The organism is Psychrosphaera sp. B3R10, from assembly GCF_018861025.1.
Lineage (GTDB): Bacteria > Pseudomonadota > Gammaproteobacteria > Enterobacterales > Alteromonadaceae > Psychrosphaera > Psychrosphaera algicola.
Genome location: NZ_JAHKQH010000042.1, coordinates 108254 through 130632 on the forward strand (window position 1 = coordinate 108254; position 22379 = coordinate 130632).

Genomic DNA, 22379 nt, shown 5'->3' on the forward strand with positions numbered 1-22379 from the left:
TAGCGGCAAATTCATTATGTTACAATGCCGCGTTTTATTTCGGATCTTCAGGCATTTATCGAAGACTACGAAAAATTAAAATACCACTGGTCGTAATGACCAGACTCATAATAGACGGCAAAAAGCTGTTTATAAAGTTTACAAAGTTAACTAGTAGAAAGTATTAATATGATCCCAGAGTTAGGTAATTTTGCGCTTTATATCGCATTCGGATTTAGTTTACTGTTATCCATACTGCCGTTTATCGGTCTTCGTAAGTCAAATATGGGGTTAATGCAAACAGCCCCTAATTTAGCGGTTGGCCTTTTTGTTTTCACCTTGTTTGCATTTTTATGCCTTGTTTTCGCGTTTGTTACCGACGACTTTACGGTATTAAATGTCGCTCAAAACTCCAACTCTGCATTGCCGGTTCAGTATAAGTTTGCCGCGTCTTTTGGTAGTCACGAAGGTTCGTTCCTGTTGTGGTTGTTAATGCAGTCTGGCTGGGCCTGCGCTGTGGCCGTGTGGTCTAAATCGTTACCTACGACAATGCGTACGCGTGTATTGATGGTGATTGGCTGGATTTGTGTTGGGTTTTACGCTTATATCATTACGGTTTCTAATCCGTTTGACCGTACATTACCGTTTTTTCCGGTTGATGGCGCTGACTTAAATCCGCTATTACAAGATATTGGTATGATCATACACCCACCTTTGTTGTACATGGGTTATGTTGGAATGAGTATTTGTTTCTCTTTTGCAATTGCGGCTTTGTTAAGTGGCGATCTTGACTCTACGTGGGCTAAATGGTCACGTCCATGGACTGCTGTTGCCTGGGGCTTTTTAACACTCGGCATCACCATTGGTTCTTGGTGGGCTTATTCTGAGCTCGGCTGGGGCGGTTGGTGGTTCTGGGACCCAGTAGAAAACGCTTCTTTAATGCCTTGGCTTGTTGCAACGGCTTTGTTGCACTCATTAGCTGTTGCCGAAAAACGAAATGCCTTTAAAAGTTGGACTGTATTTTTAGCCATTGCATCGTTTTCGTTAAGTCTATTGGGCACATTTTTAGTTCGTTCTGGCGTCATTGTTTCGGTTCATGCTTTCGCAACGGACCCTGCACGTGGTGTGTTTATTCTTGTTTTGCTGGCGATTGTGATTGGCGGCAGTTTGTTGTTGTATAGCTTAAAAGCAGGATTAATTAAAAGTGTTGGCAAGTTTTCTATTTTTTCTCGTGAATCTAGCCTTTGGCTTAACAATGTCTTTTTAGTTGCTGCGACCATCATTGTTTTATTAGGTACCTTGCTACCTCTTGTGCATAAAGAAATTGGTCTTGGTACCATTTCAATAGGCGAACCTTTCTTTAATCAGATGTTTACTTATCTCATTGTGCCATTTGCATTATTAATCGGTATTGCGCCACACATTCGATGGAAACAAGACAAACCGAATAAATTTGTGGCTACTCCGTTGATTATTTGTTTGGCGTCGGTCGCTCTGTCTTACCTTTGGTTAGTTGTCGAATTTGGTGAGGTTAAAGGGCTTGCTTGGTTATCGACAAGTTTATTCTGGTGGATCATACTTTTCACCGCCGTTGAGCTGGTAAAGACGACTCAAAAAGTTCGCTTAACCAAGTTGCCTTTAAGTCATTTTGCTATGGTCTTAGGGCATGTCGGTTTGGCCTTTGTTATTGCAGGAGTTGGCTTAACGAGTCAATATTCTACAGAACGGGATGTGAAAATGTTTGTGGGTGGCAGCGAATCGTTTTCTGGTTTTGACTTTAAATTTGTAAAACTACAAGATGTTAAAGGTCCAAATTATGATGGATGGGCGGCGCAAATTGATATCACACAACAAGGACAAGAAGTATCCACTTTGTTGGCTGAAAAGCGTTTTTATCCTGTGCAACGCAATACTATGACAGAAGCAGCGATAGACGCGACATTTTTCCGCGACATTTATATTTCACTAGGCGAGCAGCTTCCTGATAAAGGATGGGCTTTACGTTTGCATCTTAAGCCTTATGTCAGATGGTTTTGGTTTGGTGGTATTGTTGTCGCATTTGCAGGAGCATTGATAGTCGCTGACAAGCGGTACCGCCAGCAAAAGTCGTCTGTTCGAGTGCGTAGTTCTGCCGCCGCGGAGATTGTGTAATGAAGTATAAATTAAGCTTGTTTCTCCCCTTGTTTATTTTTGTGATCTTAGTTGGCTTTTTATTAAAAGGCTTATTTAGCGATCCTCGTCAACGCGACTCCGCAGTGGTTGGTAAGTCGTTCCCTGAATTTCAATTACCCGATTTAATGAATGAAGAAAAAGTTCACTCATTACAAACACTAAGAGGTGAAAAAGTGCTCCTTAATGTTTGGGGTACCTGGTGCATTACTTGTAAATATGAACTGCCTTTTTTGACAAAAATTAAAACGGAATATGGCGTTAAGGTTGTCGGTATTTATTACGATCAAAATCACGCGCCTGAGTTTGGTCAATTTGCAAATATTCCTCAGATCCAAGTTGAAGTTAAACAATTGCTAGCTCAACTTGGTGACCCTTATCAATTTCATATATTGGATCTCGACCGCACATTGTCTTTAGATTTGGGTGTCACGGGCGCTCCTGAAACCTTTCTGATGGATTCAAATGGGGTAATCAAAGCCCACCATATGGGAGATGTTAATGAGCGAGTTTGGCGCGATAAATTGGCACCAATTTGGAATGAAATGCAATGATGAAATCAATTTCAATATTAATCGTGATCCTAGCTTCACTGGTTAGCGTTAAATCTTATGGCTTTGACGAAATGGTGACGTTTGACAATCCTAAGCAAGAAGCCGAATACCGGGAACTTATAAAAGAGTTGCGGTGTCCTAAATGCCAAAACCAGAATATTGCAGACTCAAATGCCATTGTTGCAAAAGATATGCGGGCAAAAGCTTTATTGTTATTACAAGAAGGCAAAAGCAAACAACAAGTTGTTGACTATATGATTAATCGCTACGGACAATTTGCTCATTATCGCCCACCAGTTAATATCGCTACAATTATGTTGTGGGCTATCCCAGTAGGTTTCATCCTTATGTGTATCATTTTATTGTGGCGACGCAGTCGACTGTCAACGCAAGTTGATAATGCCACCGACACCGCTGGATTAAATTCTGAACTTGATAATTTGTTAGATGAAGTTAGTGACCTACAAAACGCAGAAACGACGAGGAACAATCCGTGAGCAGTCTATTTTTTAGTTTTATCGGAATGTGCATTGTCGCGTTAGTGTTTATATGTGTACCGCTATTTCGATTCAGCCAATTTGGCCATAAACGAAATGCTTCGGCGCAGTGGTTTGAACAACGTCTTGCAGAATTAACAGACGAACTAGAACAAGGCCGTTTTACTCAGCAACAATACGAGTTTGCAGTTACCGAATTAAAACTGACCACTAAATTCGAACTGACCAAAGAGAATAAGGTACAACCCACGATTATTAATGAATTTGGTTTCAGTTCAAAAATATTAATATCGGTTCTGTTTGTTGTATTTATCTCTGGGTTTTATTTGTTTTATGGCAATTATACGAAGTTGTCTAATTGGCAGGATTCAATTGATGAGTTACCTGATTTAACTCAAAAAATAATTCAAAATCAAAACCAAGCACCGACCGTTCAAGAATTGCAAAGTTTCGCTCTGGGATTAAGAACAAAATTAGCGGTAAAAGACGAAGCGATTGGGTGGATGTTGTTAGGTCGTACTTTATTGGCTTTAAACGATATTAATTCGGCGATAGATGCATTCAAAAAATCCTACGATAGAGATCCTAAAAGCGTAACCAATATCGTCAATTACGCACAGGCTCTTTATTTAAAAGGAGAGGACTTTGAACTGGGTAAAGCAGTAAACATATTGCGCGAAGCATTATATTTACAACCAGATAATATGATGGCTTTGATCATTTTTGGTGAAAGTAACCTACTATTAAAACGTTTTGATAATGCGAAAGAAGCATTTGAATTGGCATTGTCTCAGCTTAATGCTGATGACGAGCGCACTGTCGCTTTACGTCAACGAATTGAATTTATTAATCAAAGCACAGGCACTCAAGCACCTGATACGCAAACTAACGACATACAAAGTGGATTAACAATTACAGTGCAACTAGATGACCGCGTTACGGCGTCTGGAACACAATTTCGTTATTTATTTTTATTCGCCAAGTCAGCGTCAAGTCCGGTTCCTGTCGCCGTGAAAAAATTGCCAATAAGCAATTTCCCGTTGACAGTTAATTTATCTGATTCGGATATCATGTTACCAGATGTGAAGTTATCGGATCAGAGTTCAGTTAATATTACAGCTCGTTTGTCGATTGACGAAGCGGCTGGTTTGACCGCAGGGGAGTGGCAAGGAGAGTTACTTGATATTAAGCCCTCAGCAAATGAACCTATTACGATAGTTATTAATAAGGAAACAAAATGAAGTCAACTTGGATTAAACAAGCCGTTTTAATCACTTTCGTATTGTTGTTGTCTGCCTGTGCCAAAACGCCAGAGCCACAACCTGTGGACGCGACCAACACGGAACAAGTGATAGCCCCTATTGTTGATGAACGTGACCCGTTTGAGTCGATGAACCGTTCATTATGGGATTTTAACTGGAATGTTTTAGACAAATACGTATTAAGACCTTTGGCCGTTGGTTATTCAGAATATTTGCCAAGACCAGCCCAAACAGGTGTCCGTAATTTTGTGACGAACCTTGAAGAGCCAGGTTATGCGGTAAATAGCTTACTGCAAGGTAAAGTAAAACATAGCGGTAAAGCGGTAGGTCGTTTCCTGATTAACTCTACGGTGGGAATTTTTGGCCTGATTGACGTTGCTGACTATATGGGAATAGAACGCCACAAAGAAGATGCAGGGCAGACTATGGGTATTTATGGTGTTGGTAACGGACCTTACGTTATGATCCCAGGTTACGGTCCTACAACTATTCGAGACGGTACGGGGGATTTTATTGATGGTCAAATCTTTCCACTGTATTTACTTGATTGGCCAGCAGCCTTGTTAAAAACGGGTATTAAAGCCGTTTACACTCGTGCTGATCTAATCGCGCAAGAGGGCATGATTGATAATTCTGTAGACTCTTACATTTTTGTCAAAGAAGTTTATTACCAAAATCAGAATTTCAAACTTCACGACGGCAACCCGCCGCTTGAAGAACCTGAAGAGTTTGATGAAGCGTTTTTAGACGAGATAGATTAATAAAATAAATAGTGCTGAAACTGAGTTATAAAATCGGTTCCAGGTAAATAAAAAGGCCAAATTCAATATTCTTGAATTTGGCCTTTTTAGTATTAATTATAGGTAAACTAGTGCCTTAAGGTTTTAATGCCTTTTCACCACGACCGATACCAACTACGCCAGAGCGTACGGTTTCAATAATCGTTCCGTTATCTCTCATAACATCAATAAAGGCGTCAACTTTGCCTGAAGTACCAAGCATTTGAACGGTGTAAGCACGGCTTGCAACGTCAACAATCTGGCCTCTGAAAATATCGGCACAGCGTTTTATTTCTTCACGTTGTTCGTTTGTGTCAGCTGCTATTTTTACAAGCACGATTTCACGTTCAACATGGGCACTTTCCGTTAGTTCTCGAACCTTTAAAACGTCAACAAGCTTATTGACTTGTTTGGTAATTTGCTCGATTACACGTTGATCGCCTTCCGTTGTAATCGTAATACGCGATAAGCTGTCGTCGTCGGTCTTAGACACAGTTAAACTGTCAATGTTATAGCCACGTTGCGAAAACAATCCAACAATGCGAGAAAGGGCACCAGCTTCATTTTCCAATAAAATAGATAGGATGCGTCTCATTATTCTTTCTCCCCTTGAATTTCCCCTGCGACTTTGCCCTTAGGTGCTAAAACCATATCGTCAATTTTTCCACCTTTGATTTGCATTGGATAAACATGTGCTGACTGGTCAACAACAATATCCATAAAGACTAATTTGTCTTTCATTGCAAAGGCGTCTTCCATGGCTTGATCTAGTTTCGCTGGGTCTGTCACACGGATACCAACATGACCATAGGCCTCTGCTAGTTTGACAAAATCTGGAAGTGAGTCCATATAAGAATGAGAATGACGTCCATCATAAAACATGGTTTGCCATTGTCTAACCATGCCTAAAGCTGAGTTATTGATGTTAATCACTTTAACTGGAATACCGTATTGTAAACACGTCGCTAGTTCTTGAATGTTCATTTGAATTGAACCGTCTCCTGTCACACAGGCGACATGAGCATCAGGAAACGCTAATTTAACCCCCATAGCAGCAGGTAAACCAAAGCCCATTGTGCCTAGACCACCTGAGTTAATCCATTGACGTGGTTTTTTAAACGGATAGTACAATGCAGCAAACATTTGGTGCTGACCGACATCTGACGTAACGTAAGCATCACCATTTGTCACCTTGTAAAGCGATTCAATGACTTGTTGCGGCATAATTTGGTTGTCAATTTTGCTATAAGCCAAACTGTCTTCTGCACGCCAATCGTTAATCGTCTTCCACCAAGTTGACATGGCTTCAGGGTCCGTATTGAGATCATGACTGTCGATGTAAGCAAGTAATTGTTCAATAACTTTTTTCGCTTCACCCACCACTGGCACATTCGCTGGAATGGTTTTAGAAATAGACGTTGGGTCTACATCGACGTGAACGATAGTGGCATTGGGACAAAATTTAGCAACGTTGTTGGTTACACGGTCGTCAAATCGAGCACCGATGGCAAAAATCACATCAGCGTTGGACATTGATTTATTTGCTTCATACGTGCCGTGCATACCTAACATGCCAACAAACTGAGGATGAACGCCAGAAATACCGCCTAACCCCATTAAAGTATTTGTTACCGGTACATTTAGTTTTTCTGCAAGCGCAGTGAGTTGTTCAGATGCGTTGGCAATTACAATACCGCCACCGGTGTACAAAATAGGGCGTTTAGCGGCACATAAAATTTCTGCCGCTTTTTTAATTTGCTTTGAATGACCTTTAACCGTTGGGTTATATGACCGCATATTAATTTCAGCAGGCATTACATAAGGCGCTTTAATTTTTGGATTGACGATATCTTTAGGTAAATCGACAACAACAGGGCCCGGTCGACCTGTTTTTGCAATGTAATAGGCTTTAGCGATAGCTTCAGGAATATCCTCAGCTCGTTTCACTAAAAAGCTGTGTTTTACGATAGGGCGAGAACAACCCACCATGTCACATTCTTGGAATGCGTCTTCACCGATAACAGTGGTTGGAACTTGACCAGACAATACAACAAGTGGGATAGAATCCATATATGCTGTTGCGATGCCGGTAATGGTATTGGTTGCGCCTGGACCTGAGGTCACAAGGACAGAACCTACGTCACCTGTAGCACGAGCATAACCGTCTGCAGCGTGAACGGCGGCTTGTTCGTGACGGACAAGAATGTGTTCTATTTTATTATGTTCAAACAAAGCGTCGTATATATCTAATACCGCGCCACCAGGATAACCAAACAGGTGTTTTACCCCGATGTCTTCTAACGCTTGCACTACCATTTCCGCACCGGATAACATGGTTGGCGAATTCTTCTCCATCGTATTTTCTCACTTCAAAACTTATTGATCGTAGCTAGTTACGTTTTTACTCTAATTCGCACACCGATTACAAGGGCAAATCGCCGAATAAGTAAAATAAATTTATCTATGTTAGGACGATTGGTGCGATAACCGTTTATTTACTAAATAATAGTGTGATTTTTAACCAGGACGGTGTGGGGATACTTAATTTTGGCGTTTCAATATTACTTAAAAAATAGCCCATCTTAGTTTTAAAAGATTCTAATCTTCGGGTTTTTTAAAAGATTGTAATCTTCGGTTTTCTGCAATTGTAACGGATTGTTTTTGATCAGCTATTATCTGGCACATCGCTCGGGAAACCGTATCGGCAGTAATTGGCTTATATTGACCAATAAAAGGTATGAATTGCAACGCAGTTAAAACATATTTCCCAAAAGTTTCACCTATCCGTTTCTCTGGACGAGGGCCGACTAATACACTTGGACGGACGATTAACGAGTGGTCAAAACCAAGTTGCAATAATTGGTGTTCCGTTTCGCCTTTCAAATTTAAATAGAACGATGACGCGCCGACTTTTGCACCAATGGAAGAAATAAAAACCAACCGAGTTGCGCCATTTAATTTAGCTAATGTTGCAAACTCAACTGGGTAGGTTCGGTCAACTCTAATCATTGCCTGTTGACTGCCTGCGTGTTTAATTGTGGTGCCTAAACAACAAAATACCGTGTCGCCAACAATATCTTGAACATGGGCTTCAAGGTGGTCAAAGTCTGTTTTTATCTGGACCAATTTATTGTGTGTAAAGTTAGCGGGTAAGTCAGAGCGACTGAAGCTGATAACTTGACAATAGTGTTCGTCGGCCAATAACTGAGTAATTAATGATTGACCAACAAGGCCTGTTGCGCCAATAACTAAAGCGCGTTTGGGGTTAGTAGCAGTTTTCAAAGTAACTTTCTAATATAACTACTGCAGATTGTGAGTCAACATTACCTTTTTTTAAGTTACGAAAGCCACCGGATGCAAATAAATCTGCCTTGGCATCAACTGTTGTCAGACGTTCGTCATGGGTTACTATGGCATAACCAAAGCGACCATGGATCTTGTTGGCGAATTTTTTTGCGCGGGCAGTCATCGGTTGTTCTGTACCATCCATATTAAGTGGCAATCCGACAACAACTAGGTCTGGTTCCCAAGTGGTAAGTAGCTTTTCAACTTGGTCCCACTGAGGTACACCATCCTTCGCTCGTAAAGCTTCAAGGGGGGATGCCGTACCGGTTAATGATTGTCCTACTGCAAAACCAATGCTAGTTGTGCCGTAGTCGATACCAATAATGGTTTTTGACTTCATTAAGCGTGTCCTGAAATTGCGGACAGTTGACTGATGTCGATGCCCAGTTTTTGGATTGCTCTTTCCCAACGTTTTTCAACTGGGGTATTGAATAAAATATCGTGGTCAGCTTCAATTGTTAACCAGGCATTGTTCGCCATTTCATCTTCCAATTGACCAGCAGACCATCCTGCATAGCCTAAAGTTAATAAAAATTGATCAGGTGCTTGCTCGGTTGACAAGCTTTGCAATATATCTTTCGACGTTGTTACATTGATGTCGCCCGGAAGCGCTATACTTGAAGTCCAAATTTTGCCCCCTGTGTGCAATACAAAACCACGGTCAGTTTGCACCGGACCACCTGTTAGCACATTTTTTGATGACAATGCCGATGATTCACTGGTTTCAATGTCAATTTCGTTTAACAGTCGACTAACACTGATCTCAGATGATTTGTTAATGACCAAGCCCATTGCGCCCTGATCATCGTGTTCGCAAATGTAGGTCACTGACCGACCAAAAAATGAACCATCTAAAGAAGGCATCGCAATCAATAGTTGGTTCGTTAAATTGGTGATTTCTGTAATTTCTGCCGTCATTAAAACTCCTATTAATTGCGCTTTTGAGAATGTGCTTGTTTTACTATTGCGCGCTTATGCGTTGTTCAATAGCGTCAAACAGTGCGCCTGTAATATCTACGTCAAATGCTGCTTCAATTTCTTTAATGCACGTTGGGCTAGTAACATTTATCTCGGTGACAAAATCACCAATCACATCTAAGCCAACAAATATTAGGCCTTTAGCTTTTAATGTAGGCCCAATTGCATTGGCAATCTTCCAGTCGGTGTCCGACAGTGGACGTGCTTCGCCTCGACCGCCAGCTGCTAAATTACCGCGGGTTTCACCTTTTGCTGGTATGCGAGCAAGGCAATAAGGCATAGGTTCACCGTCTACAATCAGGATCCGTTTATCGCCATTAGAAATATCTGGGATAAACGCTTGGACCATAGCAAATTGAGTACCGTGTGCCGTAAGTGTTTCAATGATCACACCGAGGTTAGGATCACCTGCTTTAACTCTGAAGATAGACGCTCCACCCATACCATCAAGTGGTTTGAGGATGATATCGCCATGTTTTTCATAAAAAGCCCGGATCTGCTTATCACTGCGAGTTACTAATGTTTGCGGTGTAAACTCTGAGAACCAACTGGTATATAATTTTTCATTAGCATCACGCAGACTTTGAGGTTTGTTAACGATCAAAGTACCTTCGTCTTCTGCACGCTCTAAAATATAGGTGGCGTAAATAAATTCGGTATCAAAAGGAGGATCTTTACGCATTAGTATCACGTCTAGATCAGATAATAATATGTCGTTAGACTCGGCAAGAGTGAAGTGATCGCCCACCACATTTTGAACGGTTAATTGACGCGCTTGACCATATGCTCGACCATTTTCTAAAAATAGGTCGTTCATTTCAAAGTAGTACAATTCATAGCCCCGTGCCTGTGCTTGCAGCAACATTGCAAAGCTCGAATCTTTTTTCAAATTAATATCTGCAATGGGATCCATCACAATGCCAAGTTTTTTTGTCATTTTTAATCCTAGTATTAAAAATTAAGCTAAATCACCAAACTGAAATTGCAGTGATGCTAATAAGGTTAACGCGGCGGTTTCAGTGCGTAATACTCTTGGGCCAAGTTGAATGTCTGTGTAATTGGCGTCACCTGCTTGGCGAATTTCTTCGTCACTTAAACCACCTTCTGGGCCGATAATAAAACGGACGCCACTGTCAGGTATTGTAATCGTTTTAATAGAAGTGGAGGCTTTAGGGTGTAAATTCAACTTCAGTTGGTTAGTTTCTTGTTTTAAAAACTCAGACAAACTGATTGGTGGGTGAACAACAGGAATAATAGCGCGACCACTTTGTTCACAGGCCGAGATTGCTATTTTTTGCCACTGCTGGTGTTTTTTCTCTAATCGTTCACCAGCTAATTTAACGCCACAACGTTCAGTAAAAACTGGTGTGATCTCCATAATGCCTAATTCAACGGATTTTTGGATGGTAAAATCCATCTTATCACCGCGGGAAATGCCCTGAGCCAAATGAATATTTAACGGTGACTCATTTTCAATCGCGGCTTTTTCTAGAGGCAATATTTGGACTGACTTTTTGCTCACATCCGTAATTTCGCTAAGGTAATCGTGCCCGTCGCCATTAAACAATATGATTTTGTAACCTTGTTTCAAACGTAATACTTTAGCGACGTGATTTGCAGCGTCCGAGTCTAACTCGCAGTTGCTATTTAATTGCAATGGTGAAGAATGATAAATTCGAGGTATTCTCATGGCGTTTCTATTTGCTTTTTTTTGCAATTTTAGCAGGCTGATTTTGATATGCCTATGGTTATCACATAACTATTTTTTTAATGAACAATAATTCGTTAAGCCTCAGTTGCTTTAGTTTATTGCGTCGAATCCAAGTTTTTTGTTACTAATTTTCTATGAAAAATATACCTTGAATTGCTATTATGCGGCACGGCTTTATTTAAGGAGTGCAAATGGATCCTATTATCTCTGTCGAAGGATTAATTAAACAATATAAAGATGTTATTGCCGTCAATAATGTCTCATTTGATATTCAACCTGGGACTTGTTTTGGTTTGTTGGGCCCAAATGGCGCTGGAAAGACAACAACTATAGAAATGATGGAAGGCTTAACCCCACCGAGTAAAGGCCAAATTAAGTTATTTAGTAAAACGTTGACAAAAGCGGCGTTAGACCAGATAGGCATACAGTTCCAGCAAACTGCTCTACAAGACTTCTTAACGGTCACCGAAACCATTAACTTATTTGCTTCCTTTTATAAAAATACGTTGGCAACGGATACACTCATCACTATGTGTGACTTGGTTGAAGTCAAAGACCGTAATCACCAAAAATTGTCAGGTGGACAAAAGCAACGTTTGCTTCTCGCCTTAGCTTTAGTGAATGACCCACAGATTATATTTTTGGACGAGCCAACAACTGGGCTTGATCCCCACGCTAGGCGTAACTTCTGGGATCTGCTTACTGAGATTAAAAACTCGGGTAAAACCATTATCATCACAACGCATTATATGGATGAAGCTCAGTATTTATGTGACGAAATTGCGATTATGGACCGTGGTGAAATTATTGCCCATAACAGCCCAGATAATCTACTACAACAGCATTTTTCAGGGGCGATTATCCGCTTACCAAAACCAAATTTAGAAGGGCACACCTTACCAAGTGGGACTCGCCCTTACGGTGATGGTTTTTATGATATTGATGCCATTAATGTTGAAAAAACCATAACGGAATTACTGTCGCAGGGAATTTCTCTTGATGGCTTGCAAGTTAAATCCGCAAACTTAGATGATCTATTTATTAAACTTACAGGTCATGCGCTTACTGGACCTACAATTGACGTAAAGGCGGGAGAATAACATGTTGGCATTAAAGCGCTTTTGGGCCATTTTAAAAGCCCGCAATTTAGAATTTTTCAGAGACAAATCGTCACTTAGTTGGAGCATTATATTTCCGGTTTTGTTGTTGGCGGGTTTTGCGGTGGTTTTCTCCGACAATGATAAAGACGTTTACAAAGTTGGTGTGATAGATAAGCCCGATAACTTTAGCGCCTTTAGCGATGTGCGTTTTATCAATTTTGTCGACTATCAAGACATTGACGCTGCGATGACCAAATTGGAGCGTCATCAACTTGATTTAGTGATAGACCACACGAATAAAAAGATTTGGCAAAACGAATCTTCAGCAAACAGCTATATCGTTCAAAAGATGCTGTCTGGTGCTATTGACGAGCGTTGGCAGTCGTCGTTTATTGATGGCCGAGCCATTCGTTATGTCGATTGGGTATTACCAGGAATTTTGGGCATGAACATGATGTTCAGTTGTTTATTTGGTGTAGGTTATGTCATCGTACGTTACCGTAAAAATATGGTGTTAAAACGACTTAATGCCACGCCTGTTAAAGCCATCGAGTTTTTAGCGGCGCAGATTACCTCGCGTCTATGGATAGTCATTGCTATTTCGGGTTCAGTATTTGCCGGATGTGATTTTATATTCGATTTCTATATGTTGGGCTCGTTTTGGAACTTATTACTTGTCGCTGTTTTAGGGGCGATGTCGTTAATTTCATTAGGTCTGTTGTTGTCTTCTCGCAGTCGCAGTGAAGAATTAACCGGTGGGTTGCTAAATTTGGTCACCTGGCCAATGATGATCTTATCCGGTGTTTGGTTTTCATTGGAGGGGAGCCCTGAGTTTATTAGACAAATATCCTACTTTTTGCCATTAACTCATCTGGTGGAAGGGGCTCGAGCCGTGATGATAGAAGGCGCTGACTTTGTTGCATTGTCCACGCACACTATTCCATTAGCGGTGATGACATTTGTTTTTCTGACAATTGGCGCGCTTATGTTTCGCTGGGACGGTGACGGTCGTTAAGCGACTTGCTGAGATATGATAACAGCTCACTATTGCAAAAAGGCACTTATTGCAATAGTGAGCATTGGATAAAACTGTAGCAATAAAAAAGCCCCAGTGACCATTTATTAGACGGTTATCTGGGGCTTTTTTAATTTTGCTTTTTTACCAACCAACAGACGCTTTAAGCGCTTCAACTTTGTCGGTTTTTTCCCAAGGGAATTCTTCACGACCGAAGTGCCCATAGGCTGCGGTCGCTTTATATATTGGACGTTCTAAGTCAAGCATTTGAATCAAACCGTATGGACGTAAATCAAAGTGTTCGCGAACAAGTTGGATAATTCTATCTTCTTCAAATTTACCCGTGCCAAATGTTTCAATACTGATTGACGTTGGCTCAGCAACACCAATTGCATATGAAACTTGAAGTTCGGCTTTGTCAGCTAAACCAGCAGCAACTAAATTCTTGGCAACATAACGAGCCGCATAAGCAGCCGAACGGTCAACTTTTGATGGATCTTTACCAGAGAATGCACCACCACCGTGACGAGCCATGCCGCCATAGGTATCAACGATTATCTTACGACCTGTTAAACCACAATCACCCATTGGTCCACCGATGACAAAACGACCTGTTGGATTAATGAAAAATTTAGTTTCTTTCGTTAACCATTGAGCCGGTAATGTTGGCTTTATGATGGTTTCCATAACCGCTTCAACAAGATCTGATTGGGTAATAGAGTCACAATGTTGAGTCGATAAAACAACGGCGTCGATCCCAACTGGCTTGCCATTTTCGTAGGCAAAGGTAACTTGTGATTTAGCGTCTGGACGCAACCACGGTAGTGTCCCGTCTTTACGCACTTGCGCTTGACGTTTAACTAAACGATGAGAATATTCAATTGGCGCAGGCATTAAAACTTCAGTTTCATTACATGCATAACCAAACATTAAGCCTTGGTCGCCGGCACCTTGTTCACTAGGGTCTGCTCTATCAACACCTTGGTTAATGTCTGGCGATTGTTTGCCGATGGTATTTAAAATGGCACATGAATCTGCATCAAAACCCATATCTGAATGCACATAACCAATTTCTTTTACGGTATTGCGAGTTAATTCTTCGATATCAACCCAAGCGCTAGTAGTTACTTCACCACCAACCATGACCATACCGGTTTTAACGTATGTTTCGCAGGCAACTCGAGCTTTAGGATCTTGCGCTAATATTGCGTCAAGTACAGCGTCAGATATTTGATCCGCGATTTTATCCGGGTGTCCTTCAGAAACAGATTCTGATGTAAATAAATGTTTTGCCATGAATAATTTCTCTCAGATGAAAACTTATTTTGAAAATTAGTGTGTTTAGCTATTTTGATTATTAGCCAAAGTTACGTAATTTTAATCCAAAAACAGTGCTAACACCTAATACTTTTTACATCTAGACGTCTATACGTATCTAATGTTGCTTTCAATGCACCTATTTAGAGGGGCTGGTTTGATTTAAAAAATAAATAATTTGATGATAAAACGACCTTTGTTTATTAACAAAAAGCACGTAAAGCGAGGAGACAAGTTGATAACAGGCACTATTTTGTGCCATTGCTCACAATTAATAAGTCAATCGGCCTGAATTAAACACAACAAAAAGTGCGATAATTTTGTTGAATTTCGACCACATTAAGAAGTTAAGCAAAGCGACTCAGGAGACAAATCCGATAAATATGGTACTCAAATAAAATGGGCTTATTGTCCAATGCCTAATGAATATATCGATAGGCTTGTTAAGGCTTAGAATTGGGATAAGGCGTTGTTTTACTCAGTTTGGCCATAAAACTTGCACGTTTTTACGAAAGGATAAAAATCTTTACAAAGTTCAGCTTGTAAAATAGGTCGTTGAACACGCAAACCCTTGCAGGTAGGTGTTGCCTCTGATTATATGTTTGTAACAATAACAAAAGGTTAATCTAATGAAAAAATCGATAAAACTTGCAGTTGCGGTCGCTCTGCTTGGTGGCTTAACAGCTTGTGGCGGCAGTGATGTTAAATCACCTGTTGCTGAGGTATCTGCAGCGCAAAATACCACAAACACTATTTTGAAACCATGGACAGGTCCATTTGAAGGTGTACCAGCGTTTGACACTGTAAAACTTGACGATTTGATACCGGCTTTTAAAATCGCAATGAAATCGCATTTAGCTGAAGTTGAAGCAATTGCGAATAATAAAGCGCCGGCTACTTTCGAAAATACTATCGTTGCATTAGAAGCCGTTGGTGAAGATTTAGATCGCGTATGGACATACTACGGAATTTGGCGTTCAAACATGTCGTCACCGGAAGTACGCGAAGTGGGTAAAGAGTTATCACCATTAATTTCTAAGCATTATTCTCAGATTAGCCAGAACGAAACATTATTTGCTCGGATCAAAGCCGTTTACGAAAGCAAAGAAATGAAGACGTTACGTAAAGATCAACAACGTTTAGTTGAAAACAGCTACAAAGGTTTAGTCCGCAGTGGCGCTAAATTATCTGCTGAAGATAAAGAACGTTTTGCTGCTATTAACCTAGCTTTGGCAGAGCTACACACTAACTTTGGTAATAACGTATTAGCCGACGAAGAAAACTATGTTACCTATTTAAATGAGTCACAACTTGGTGGGTTACCGCAGTCGGTAATCACAGCGGCTGCATCTGCTGCAGCAGCGCTGGGTAAAGAAGGTCAATACGCAATTACCAACACGCGTTCTTCGATGGACCCGTTTTTAACGTATTCAGACGAGCGTGAGTTACGTAAAGAAGTATGGAACAAATACTATAGTCGTGGCGATAACGGTGATGAATTTGATAACAATAAAAATATCGCTGAAATCCTAAAGTTACGCCATGAACGTGTTCAATTACTCGGTTATAAAAATTACGCTGAATGGCGTCTTGAAGACCGTATGGCGAAAAATCCTGAAAACGCATTTAATCTCATGAATGCTGTTTGGCCTGCCGCGATCGCTCGCGTAAAAGAAGAAGTTGCGGATATGCAAGCCGTAGCAGATGCTGAAAAAGCAAATATCAAAATTGAACCATGGGACTACCGTTTTTACGCCGAAAAAGTGCGTAAAGCTAAATACGACCTAGATTCAGATGAAGTGAAACAATACCTACAACTTGATAACTTACGTGAAGCGATGTTCTATGTTGCTGGTAAGTTGTTTGACTTTAAATTTGACGCGGTCAAAGAGGGCTCTGTTCCTGTCTTCCATGAAGATGTAAAAGTATGGGAAGTCACTAAGCTATCTACTGGCGAACATGTCGGTGTCTGGTATCTAGACCCATACGCTCGTAAAGGCAAACGCTCTGGTGCATGGGCAACCTCATACCGCAGCTTTACAACTTTCCAGGGTAAAACCAATGTATTGGCGTCAAATAACTCTAACTTCATCAAGGGTGAGGCGGGCAAACCAACACTTATTTCTTGGTCTGATGCAGAAACCTTATTCCACGAGTTTGGTCATGCTTTGCATTCACTGTCGTCTCAAGTTGAATACCCATCGCAAAATGGTGGTGTTCGTGACTACACTGAATTCCAGTCACAATTGCTAGAACGTTGGTTAACAACGGATCCGGTTATTGATAACTACTTAACGCATCAAAAAACAGGTAAGCCAATTCCTGCTGATCTAGTGGCTAAAATCAAAAAAGCAGCAACATTTAACGAAGGGTTTAAAACCACGGAGTATCTTGCGTCTGCAATAATTGATCTTAAATTACACAGCATGGACCCGGCGGGTTTAGATGCAGATAAATTTGAACGTGAAACACTCGCTGAAATGGGTATGCCGTCTGAATTAGTTATGCGTCATAGAACGCCACATTTTGGGCATATTTTCTCAGGTGAAGGTTATTCTGCTGGTTACTACGGTTATATGTGGGCAGAAGTATTAACGTCTGACGCAGCTGAAGCATTTGAAGGCTCACCAGGTGGTTATTACGACAAAGGTATGGCGAAGAAGTTGGTCGACCATTTGTTCTCTGTGCGCAACGCTATTGACCCTGCAGAGGCGTATCGTTTGTTTAGAGGACGTGATGCTAAAGTTGAAGCACTAATGCGTGACAGAGGCTTCCCAGTGCCAAAATAGGTATTGGCTTACTCTGAAGTATTAAAAAAGGTTAGCAATTTTGCTAACCTTTTTTGTTTTTAACCCAATTATATACGCCAAAAACTATCCGATATGCGACTGCAACCAACGCGTTAAGTCTTGTGGTGGCAATGCCCCAGAGACTCTATCTACTTCTTTTCCTTGCTTAAATACGATTAAGGTTGGAATACTACGAATATTAAACATGCCTGCGCTCGATTGAGCGTTTTGAGTATTTAATTTGCCAAAGCGATAGGTGTGTTTAAAGGCCATGGCGGCTTGCTGAAAATGTGGCGCAAAAGACTTACATGGACCGCACCAGTCAGCCCAAAAGTCGATTACGACAGGTAGGTCATTGTTCTGGATAAATTTAAAGACGTTGGCGTCTGTCAGTTCAATTGGTGCGCCCAAAAGTAATTTGTTTTTACATTTACCGCAAATGCCATCCGCTTCAATCTTATCTTCAGGTACGCGATTTTTAGCAAAACAGGTGGAGCAAGTTATAAACATTGATGTGGTCACGGTTTTTCCTAAATACATTTAGCTGGTTTTGGTAGCCCTGCAATTCGAGTCGCTTGTTTTGCAGGCCCTTTTGGGAACAATCGATAAAGATAAATACTGTTACCTTTATCTGCCCCGAGTTCTTTTGCCATCGCTTTGACTAACAGACGTATAGCCGGGCTGGTTTTAAATTCGATATAAAAATTTCGGACAAAATTAACCACTTCCCAGTGATTATCTGTCATTGTGATGTTTTCTAATTCTGCGATATGAGTGGCTAGTTCTATACTCCAATCGTCTAAATTGATCAGGTATTCATGTTTGTCTGTTTCATAAGAAGTGCCGTTAAATTCGATCATGGTGCTTATTTACCAACTTAATATATTATTTGCGCTTTCACAAAACTCGACCCACTGCGGGTCGTTAATCATTTCAAAGTGTTCATTTTCCCTTATATGTCGGGCGTTACAGTCAAGTTCTCGAGCGAAAAAACTGATGTTATCTATGGGTTTTATCGTAGGCAGCCTATACACAGCGTCCTGAGTAAATACCACTTTGTCGCCACTGGACAAGAGTTGTTTCACGTTGTTCCATTGTTCGGACGTAAATAAAATGTGCAAGCTATTTGTTGTGGTCATGATTATTTCAACTTAAATAACGTAAATGTGTTTGGCGTTTTGTTTTAACTGAATAATGCCGCCGGGGTCTAATGTCAGTACGCTTGGCATCACATTTTTTTTATGGAACCCCAACTTGTTTAATGACTTTTGGCAAACGAATGTTTCTTCTATATCGTACATTTCAAGTAATTTAAAGGTGCTCAAATAGTCTTTCTGACCTATCAGTTCGGGGGTTTGCTCAATTAAACACTGAGTCACGCCTAATCCTAAAAATAACACACTGACCCGTTGGTCAAATGCGCCAAAAATCAAAGACAAATCCAATGCTTCTTTACCAGCTAACGCATTCAACGCACTTTGTGTATGGATGATTAATATGTCGTTTATGACTTGGTCATTCATTTAAACTGCACCATTTTGTCAGACTCAGTGGTGAGCTCAGCAAATTCAGCTAGGCCGGAAAGGGTAAAGCTCGGGTGCAGTGCATTGGCATTAACACCGCGTTTTTCCGCCGCAGTCACGCACATCAATAGCGGGATATTATGTTGTGAATTTAAGTTAACTAATTGCGATTGACCATTGAGCTCATCAGAGGGCATATCCAAATTATTAGACCCGTTTAATACTGCGTCTTGATACAAAAAAACCGCTGTAATTGAATTTCCACGGTCAATGGCCGCTTGAGCAAATTGGCAGGCCGTCGCCACACTCTGGTGAGACCAAGGCGGGCAATGTAATACGAGAATAAAGCGATTCATAAAACACTCATTAAGGAATTCAAAACACAATGTAAGGGTAGTGCCGTCATTGTATTACATCTACCACAACTTGCTAATACTTTACGTTAAAAAAGAATACTGAATTAAATCTGAAATTAGGGCACGGAAGAAAGCGGCGACAAACAATAAACAAGCTATAGAGTAAATCATTTAAGTGATTGGTCAGGTGTGAAAAACAATGGCGAAAAAGTGGCAAAAAAAAGCCTCACTATGTGAGGCTTTTAATGATTAAGTAAGGTAACGAAATTAATCGTCACTACCACCAAATGCAGTTAGTAACTGAATAAGGCTTAGGAAGATGTTGTAAATCGATACAAACAACGTCACTGTTGCTAAGATGTAGTTTGTTTCACCACCACGCACAATTGCTTGAGTTTGAAGCAAAATTGCACCAGATGAGAATAAAATAAACATCGAGCTAATGACTAACGATAACGCTGGAAGGTTTAGGAAAATGTTTGCAACTACTGCTGCAATAATAACCCAGAACCCTGCCATCATCATGCCGTTTAAGAATGACAAGTCACGTTTAGTCGTCAACGCATAAGCCGAAACACCGAAGAAGGTTAGGGCTGTGCCACCAAGCGCAGTCATAACAATCTCGCCGCCGCCTGCGCCGATAACCATATTTAGTATTGGTCCAAGGCTATAACCAAGGAAGCCTGTAAAAGCAAATACTGCAATTAAGCCAGTAGATGAATTCGCCGCTTTATGAACCCAAAACAACAAGCCATAAAATCCAACCAACATTAGGATTAATCCTGGGTGTGGTAAATTCAATGCCATTGCTGCACCAGCGACGATAGCAGCGAAGGCAAGCGTCATCGCGAGTAATGAGTAAGTATTGCGTAATACCTTATTCGTCTGTAATACAGATGCTTCAGTACTTTGATACGCTGTTCTGCTGTCCATTGTGAACTCCTGTTATTCAACAAAATAATTATGACAAACTAAACGTAGTTTTCACCAAATTACGTCTCTGGTCAATACATTGGGGTAAAGAAATTTTATTCAAGTTTATTAATAAATATTAATTATGTATTTTAATTGTGTCTTATTGGTAACTTATGTGCCTGTAAGTGTTGTGTGGCAGCGCTTCCCAGCAATTTAGTTTTTTAACATTATCACTTACGATAATTATTGCCGCTTAATATTCGAACTAAATTTGTTTTTTACTGCAACTAGTCGCTAAGTTTTTGGTATTTTTTAGGCTAGCGTTAAAATTTTTATTCGATGATAACAGCAATAATATTGGTGTTTGAAATTTGGCCGCTTATTTCTTTGTTTTTGGGGTTTTTGATGAATATTCAACCTCAGTGGTTTAAAAAGCACCATTCAACTCACTTTTTTACGTTTTTTTTAGATTTACACTTTACATCAGGCGATTAGGTCACTAATATGCGCCCCATCAAGTGGAGAGGTGGCAGAGCTCGGTCGAATGCACCTGACTTGAAATCAGGCGAAGGGTTAAACCTTCCGGGGGTTCGAATCCCTCCCTCTCCGCCACTTATTTTTACATCGAGTTGTTACAACTCGATTACATCGACTAATGGAAAGCTGGCAGAGCTCGGTCGAATGCACCTGACTTGAAATCAGGCGAAGGGTTAAACCTTCCGGGGGTTCGAATCCCTCGCTTTCCGCCATATAAACAACCCTAGTGATTAATATCACTGGGGTTTTTTATTGCCTGTAATATACGCCTAAATATCGGCTTATTGAGCCCTTTAAAAGCCTGTACACCTTTGCTACTTATCGATAAAGCTCTTTATAAATTAGGTTTATTTGATGTTTAGTATAAATCATTGATTACGCTAAATTATTGTCTTAACCTGAATCCTGAATCCTGAATCCTGAATCCGAGTCTAAAATCCATCACACTCATTATTGTCAGTCGCTTTTGTCGAGACTGTTACAAAGATTAAGTTTTGCTGTTGAAATTCAGTTGTTGTTAAAATTTTGGCGGGTAGTGGAAAATAAATGTCTTTGAAGAAGCTGTATTGGACCAAATGCAAACACCACTTGGTCCGTGGCTTTTCTTAAAGTAAAAGTAGATCTTCGAGCGCGTCAGCTAAAACTGGATATTTAAATTCAAATTTATTGTCGAGTAATTTAGTTGGAACAGCGTTTTGGCCAAATATTATAAGGTCAGCTCTTTCGCCCAATGTCATTCGCAATACAAACCTAGGGACTCTTAAGATCGCCGGGCGATGCAAGACAGTTGCTAGGGCATGAGTAAATTCTTTGTTCGAAACTGGGGTTGGAGCTGACAAATTAATCGGACCACTAATGTTTTTATTCTCCAGAACAAACTTCACAGCTCTAGCCCAATCTTTTACGTGGATCCAAGGCATATATTGCTTGCCATTAGAAATTTTTCCACCAAATCCAGCCCAAAATGGCGGGATCATTTTTTCTAAAGCGCCACCTTGGTTAGACAGGACAATGCCTGTCCGAAGCAAGGTGACATTAGCGTGTTTTGCCGTGGTAGCAATTTCTTCCCATTGCTGACATAACTTACTACCGAAGTCATTGCCAAATGAGCTAAATGTTTCGTCTATAGACTCTGCACCTTGTGGGCCATAAATACCCACAGCACTTGCACTAATAAATTGGATTTTTTTATCTGCACTGCATTCCGAGTTTATTTTAGCAACGAGAGCCTTTGTTGTATCAAACCGGCTGCTCATTATTTGCTTCTTACGCTTAGCGGTCCATTTTTTATCAACTATGGGTTCACCAGCTAAGTTAATAATTGCGTCAAAATCGACTAAGTTTATTTCATCAAATGAGTCAATAACGGTAATTGAAGCATGCAGGTTTCTGCAGGCCTTTGCGTAGTTACGAGTAAAAACAGTCAATTTGTGAACTTCATTATCAAATCTGAGGAGCCTTATAAGCGCTGCTCCCAATAATCCTGTTCCACCGGTAATTAGAATATTCATTAACCTGCCAATTTATTTTTTAATTTCAGTAAAATAGCTTTA

Annotated in this window: 23 protein-coding genes and 2 tRNA genes; 10 read left to right on the plus strand and 15 right to left on the minus strand. The window is 40.5% G+C overall.

The annotated features are described in order from the left end of the window. The first annotated feature begins 168 nt into the window (after positions 1–168). Genes KO525_RS15940 through KO525_RS15960 form a run of 5 tightly spaced genes read left to right on the plus strand, consistent with a single transcriptional unit; the run spans position 169 to position 5222 of the window. Positions 169–2130, plus strand: a complete 1962-nt coding sequence (locus KO525_RS15940; protein WP_215964829.1) for a heme lyase CcmF/NrfE family subunit — start codon at positions 169–171, stop codon at positions 2128–2130. Further along, positions 2130–2702 carry a DsbE family thiol:disulfide interchange protein gene (locus KO525_RS15945; protein ID WP_215964830.1) on the plus strand — a complete coding sequence of 191 codons (573 nt, stop codon included), beginning with the start codon at positions 2130–2132 and terminating at the stop codon, positions 2700–2702. Before KO525_RS15940 ends, KO525_RS15945 begins: the two co-directional genes overlap by 1 nt. Then, positions 2699–3199 carry a cytochrome c-type biogenesis protein gene (locus KO525_RS15950; protein WP_252736565.1) on the plus strand — a complete coding sequence of 167 codons (501 nt, stop codon included), beginning with the start codon at positions 2699–2701 and terminating at the stop codon, positions 3197–3199. The genes KO525_RS15945 and KO525_RS15950 overlap by 4 nt, the downstream gene beginning before the upstream one ends. Further along, positions 3196–4440: a c-type cytochrome biogenesis protein CcmI gene (ccmI, locus tag KO525_RS20015; protein ID WP_215964831.1), complete on the plus strand. Its 1245-nt coding sequence runs from the start codon at positions 3196–3198 to the stop codon at positions 4438–4440. Before KO525_RS15950 ends, ccmI begins: the two co-directional genes overlap by 4 nt. Next, entirely contained in the window at positions 4437–5222 is a 786-nt protein-coding gene (locus KO525_RS15960) for a VacJ family lipoprotein (protein WP_215964832.1), read from the plus strand. Before ccmI ends, KO525_RS15960 begins: the two co-directional genes overlap by 4 nt. Before the next feature lie 115 nt (positions 5223–5337). Here KO525_RS15960 and ilvN read toward each other — a convergent pair whose 3' ends face one another. The 7 genes from ilvN to rsmE form a co-directional block, all read right to left on the minus strand. Then, the gene (ilvN, locus tag KO525_RS15965; RefSeq protein WP_215964833.1) at positions 5338–5835 is read right to left on the minus strand and encodes an acetolactate synthase small subunit; all 498 of its coding nucleotides are present in this window, start codon (positions 5833–5835) and stop codon (positions 5338–5340) included. After that, complete coding sequence (locus KO525_RS15970; RefSeq protein WP_252736564.1) at positions 5835–7595, minus strand: acetolactate synthase 3 large subunit; 1761 nt, start codon at positions 7593–7595, stop codon at positions 5835–5837. Before KO525_RS15970 ends, ilvN begins: the two co-directional genes overlap by 1 nt. A 243-nt stretch (positions 7596–7838) precedes the next feature. Then, on the minus strand, positions 7839–8522 hold the full coding sequence (locus KO525_RS15975) for an NAD(P)H-binding protein (RefSeq protein WP_215964834.1): 684 nt from the start codon (positions 8520–8522) through the stop codon (positions 7839–7841). Next, positions 8506–8925: a Holliday junction resolvase RuvX gene (ruvX, locus tag KO525_RS15980; protein ID WP_215964835.1), complete on the minus strand. Its 420-nt coding sequence runs from the start codon at positions 8923–8925 to the stop codon at positions 8506–8508. The genes KO525_RS15975 and ruvX overlap by 17 nt, the downstream gene beginning before the upstream one ends. Continuing rightward, complete coding sequence (locus KO525_RS15985) at positions 8925–9482, minus strand: YqgE/AlgH family protein (protein WP_215964939.1); 558 nt, start codon at positions 9480–9482, stop codon at positions 8925–8927. The genes ruvX and KO525_RS15985 overlap by 1 nt, the downstream gene beginning before the upstream one ends. Before the next feature lie 64 nt (positions 9483–9546). Next, positions 9547–10500 carry a glutathione synthase gene (gene gshB, locus KO525_RS15990; protein WP_215964836.1) on the minus strand — a complete coding sequence of 318 codons (954 nt, stop codon included), beginning with the start codon at positions 10498–10500 and terminating at the stop codon, positions 9547–9549. A gap of 21 nt (positions 10501–10521) precedes the next feature. Further along, the gene (gene rsmE / locus KO525_RS15995; RefSeq protein WP_215964837.1) at positions 10522–11253 is read right to left on the minus strand and encodes a 16S rRNA (uracil(1498)-N(3))-methyltransferase; all 732 of its coding nucleotides are present in this window, start codon (positions 11251–11253) and stop codon (positions 10522–10524) included. 212 nt (positions 11254–11465) lie between these two features. Between rsmE and KO525_RS16000 the strand changes: the two genes are divergently transcribed. Together KO525_RS16000 and KO525_RS16005 are read left to right on the plus strand one after the other, a co-directional pair. Then, positions 11466–12374 (plus strand): ABC transporter ATP-binding protein, encoded by a 909-nt coding sequence (locus KO525_RS16000; RefSeq protein WP_215964838.1) that lies wholly within the window; start codon positions 11466–11468, stop codon positions 12372–12374. A 1-nt stretch (position 12375) separates the two neighbouring features. After that, positions 12376–13389, plus strand: a complete 1014-nt coding sequence (locus tag KO525_RS16005) for an ABC transporter permease (protein ID WP_252736562.1) — start codon at positions 12376–12378, stop codon at positions 13387–13389. A 144-nt stretch (positions 13390–13533) separates the two neighbouring features. Here the strand turns inward: KO525_RS16005 and metK are convergent, their stop codons facing one another. Next, positions 13534–14685, minus strand: a complete 1152-nt coding sequence (gene metK / locus KO525_RS16010) for a methionine adenosyltransferase (RefSeq protein ID WP_215964839.1) — start codon at positions 14683–14685, stop codon at positions 13534–13536. A 650-nt stretch (positions 14686–15335) separates the two neighbouring features. Between metK and KO525_RS16015 the strand changes: the two genes are divergently transcribed. After that, a complete protein-coding gene (locus KO525_RS16015; RefSeq protein ID WP_215964840.1) occupies positions 15336–17495 on the plus strand; it encodes a M3 family metallopeptidase in 2160 nt (719 codons plus the stop codon). A gap of 84 nt (positions 17496–17579) precedes the next feature. Here KO525_RS16015 and trxC read toward each other — a convergent pair whose 3' ends face one another. From trxC to KO525_RS16045, 6 genes are all read right to left on the minus strand, one after another. After that, the gene (gene trxC, locus KO525_RS16020; RefSeq protein ID WP_368393318.1) at positions 17580–18017 is read right to left on the minus strand and encodes a thioredoxin TrxC; all 438 of its coding nucleotides are present in this window, start codon (positions 18015–18017) and stop codon (positions 17580–17582) included. An 8-nt stretch (positions 18018–18025) separates the two neighbouring features. Further along, positions 18026–18355 (minus strand): TusE/DsrC/DsvC family sulfur relay protein, encoded by a 330-nt coding sequence (locus KO525_RS16025; RefSeq protein ID WP_215964841.1) that lies wholly within the window; start codon positions 18353–18355, stop codon positions 18026–18028. Positions 18356–18364: 9 nt separating this feature from the next. Next, positions 18365–18634, minus strand: coding sequence for a DsrH/TusB family sulfur metabolism protein (locus KO525_RS16030; RefSeq protein WP_215964842.1), 270 nt, complete (start codon positions 18632–18634; stop codon positions 18365–18367). A 12-nt stretch (positions 18635–18646) separates the two neighbouring features. Beyond that, positions 18647–19018 carry a sulfurtransferase complex subunit TusC gene (tusC, locus tag KO525_RS16035; RefSeq protein ID WP_215964843.1) on the minus strand — a complete coding sequence of 124 codons (372 nt, stop codon included), beginning with the start codon at positions 19016–19018 and terminating at the stop codon, positions 18647–18649. Then, a complete protein-coding gene (gene tusD, locus KO525_RS16040) occupies positions 19015–19374 on the minus strand; it encodes a sulfurtransferase complex subunit TusD (protein WP_215964844.1) in 360 nt (119 codons plus the stop codon). Before tusD ends, tusC begins: the two co-directional genes overlap by 4 nt. Positions 19375–19641: 267 nt before the next feature. Then, entirely contained in the window at positions 19642–20307 is a 666-nt protein-coding gene (locus KO525_RS16045; protein ID WP_215964845.1) for a Bax inhibitor-1/YccA family protein, read from the minus strand. 502 nt (positions 20308–20809) lie between these two features. Between KO525_RS16045 and KO525_RS16050 the strand changes: the two genes are divergently transcribed. After that, positions 20810–20901 (plus strand) — tRNA-Ser (locus KO525_RS16050). Positions 20902–20946: 45 nt separating this feature from the next. Next, positions 20947–21038, plus strand: a tRNA-Ser gene (locus tag KO525_RS16055). Between the two features lie 393 nt (positions 21039–21431). Here the strand turns inward: KO525_RS16055 and KO525_RS16060 are convergent. Beyond that, a complete protein-coding gene (locus KO525_RS16060) occupies positions 21432–22337 on the minus strand; it encodes a TIGR01777 family oxidoreductase (protein ID WP_215964846.1) in 906 nt (301 codons plus the stop codon). Positions 22338–22379 lie beyond the last annotated feature (42 nt).

Bases quoted from the DNA above. Each gene is read 5' to 3' on its own strand.
- KO525_RS16060 (WP_215964846.1), bottom strand. From the start codon at position 22,337: ATGAATATTCTAATTACCGGTGGAACAGGATTATTGGGAGCAGCGCTT.
- tusD (WP_215964844.1), bottom strand. From the start codon at position 19,374: ATGAATCGCTTTATTCTCGTATTACATTGCCCGCCTTGGTCTCACCAG.
- KO525_RS16000 (WP_215964838.1), top strand. From the start codon at position 11,466: ATGGATCCTATTATCTCTGTCGAAGGATTAATTAAACAATATAAAGAT.
- ruvX (WP_215964835.1), bottom strand. From the start codon at position 8,925: ATGAAGTCAAAAACCATTATTGGTATCGACTACGGCACAACTAGCATT.
- KO525_RS16030 (WP_215964842.1), bottom strand. From the start codon at position 18,634: ATGACCACAACAAATAGCTTGCACATTTTATTTACGTCCGAACAATGG.
- KO525_RS16045 (WP_215964845.1), bottom strand. From the start codon at position 20,307: ATGGACAGCAGAACAGCGTATCAAAGTACTGAAGCATCTGTATTACAG.
- KO525_RS15970 (WP_252736564.1), bottom strand. From the start codon at position 7,595: ATGGAGAAGAATTCGCCAACCATGTTATCCGGTGCGGAAATGGTAGTG.
- metK (WP_215964839.1), bottom strand. From the start codon at position 14,685: ATGGCAAAACATTTATTTACATCAGAATCTGTTTCTGAAGGACACCCG.
- KO525_RS15945 (WP_215964830.1), top strand. From the start codon at position 2,130: ATGAAGTATAAATTAAGCTTGTTTCTCCCCTTGTTTATTTTTGTGATC.
- KO525_RS15950 (WP_252736565.1), top strand. From the start codon at position 2,699: ATGATGAAATCAATTTCAATATTAATCGTGATCCTAGCTTCACTGGTT.
- KO525_RS16015 (WP_215964840.1), top strand. From the start codon at position 15,336: ATGAAAAAATCGATAAAACTTGCAGTTGCGGTCGCTCTGCTTGGTGGC.
- KO525_RS16005 (WP_252736562.1), top strand. From the start codon at position 12,376: ATGTTGGCATTAAAGCGCTTTTGGGCCATTTTAAAAGCCCGCAATTTA.
- KO525_RS16025 (WP_215964841.1), bottom strand. From the start codon at position 18,355: ATGATCGAATTTAACGGCACTTCTTATGAAACAGACAAACATGAATAC.
- rsmE (WP_215964837.1), bottom strand. From the start codon at position 11,253: ATGAGAATACCTCGAATTTATCATTCTTCACCATTGCAATTAAATAGC.
- tusC (WP_215964843.1), bottom strand. From the start codon at position 19,018: ATGAATGACCAAGTCATAAACGACATATTAATCATCCATACACAAAGT.
- gshB (WP_215964836.1), bottom strand. From the start codon at position 10,500: ATGACAAAAAAACTTGGCATTGTGATGGATCCCATTGCAGATATTAAT.
- ilvN (WP_215964833.1), bottom strand. From the start codon at position 5,835: ATGAGACGCATCCTATCTATTTTATTGGAAAATGAAGCTGGTGCCCTT.
- KO525_RS15960 (WP_215964832.1), top strand. From the start codon at position 4,437: ATGAAGTCAACTTGGATTAAACAAGCCGTTTTAATCACTTTCGTATTG.
- KO525_RS15940 (WP_215964829.1), top strand. From the start codon at position 169: ATGATCCCAGAGTTAGGTAATTTTGCGCTTTATATCGCATTCGGATTT.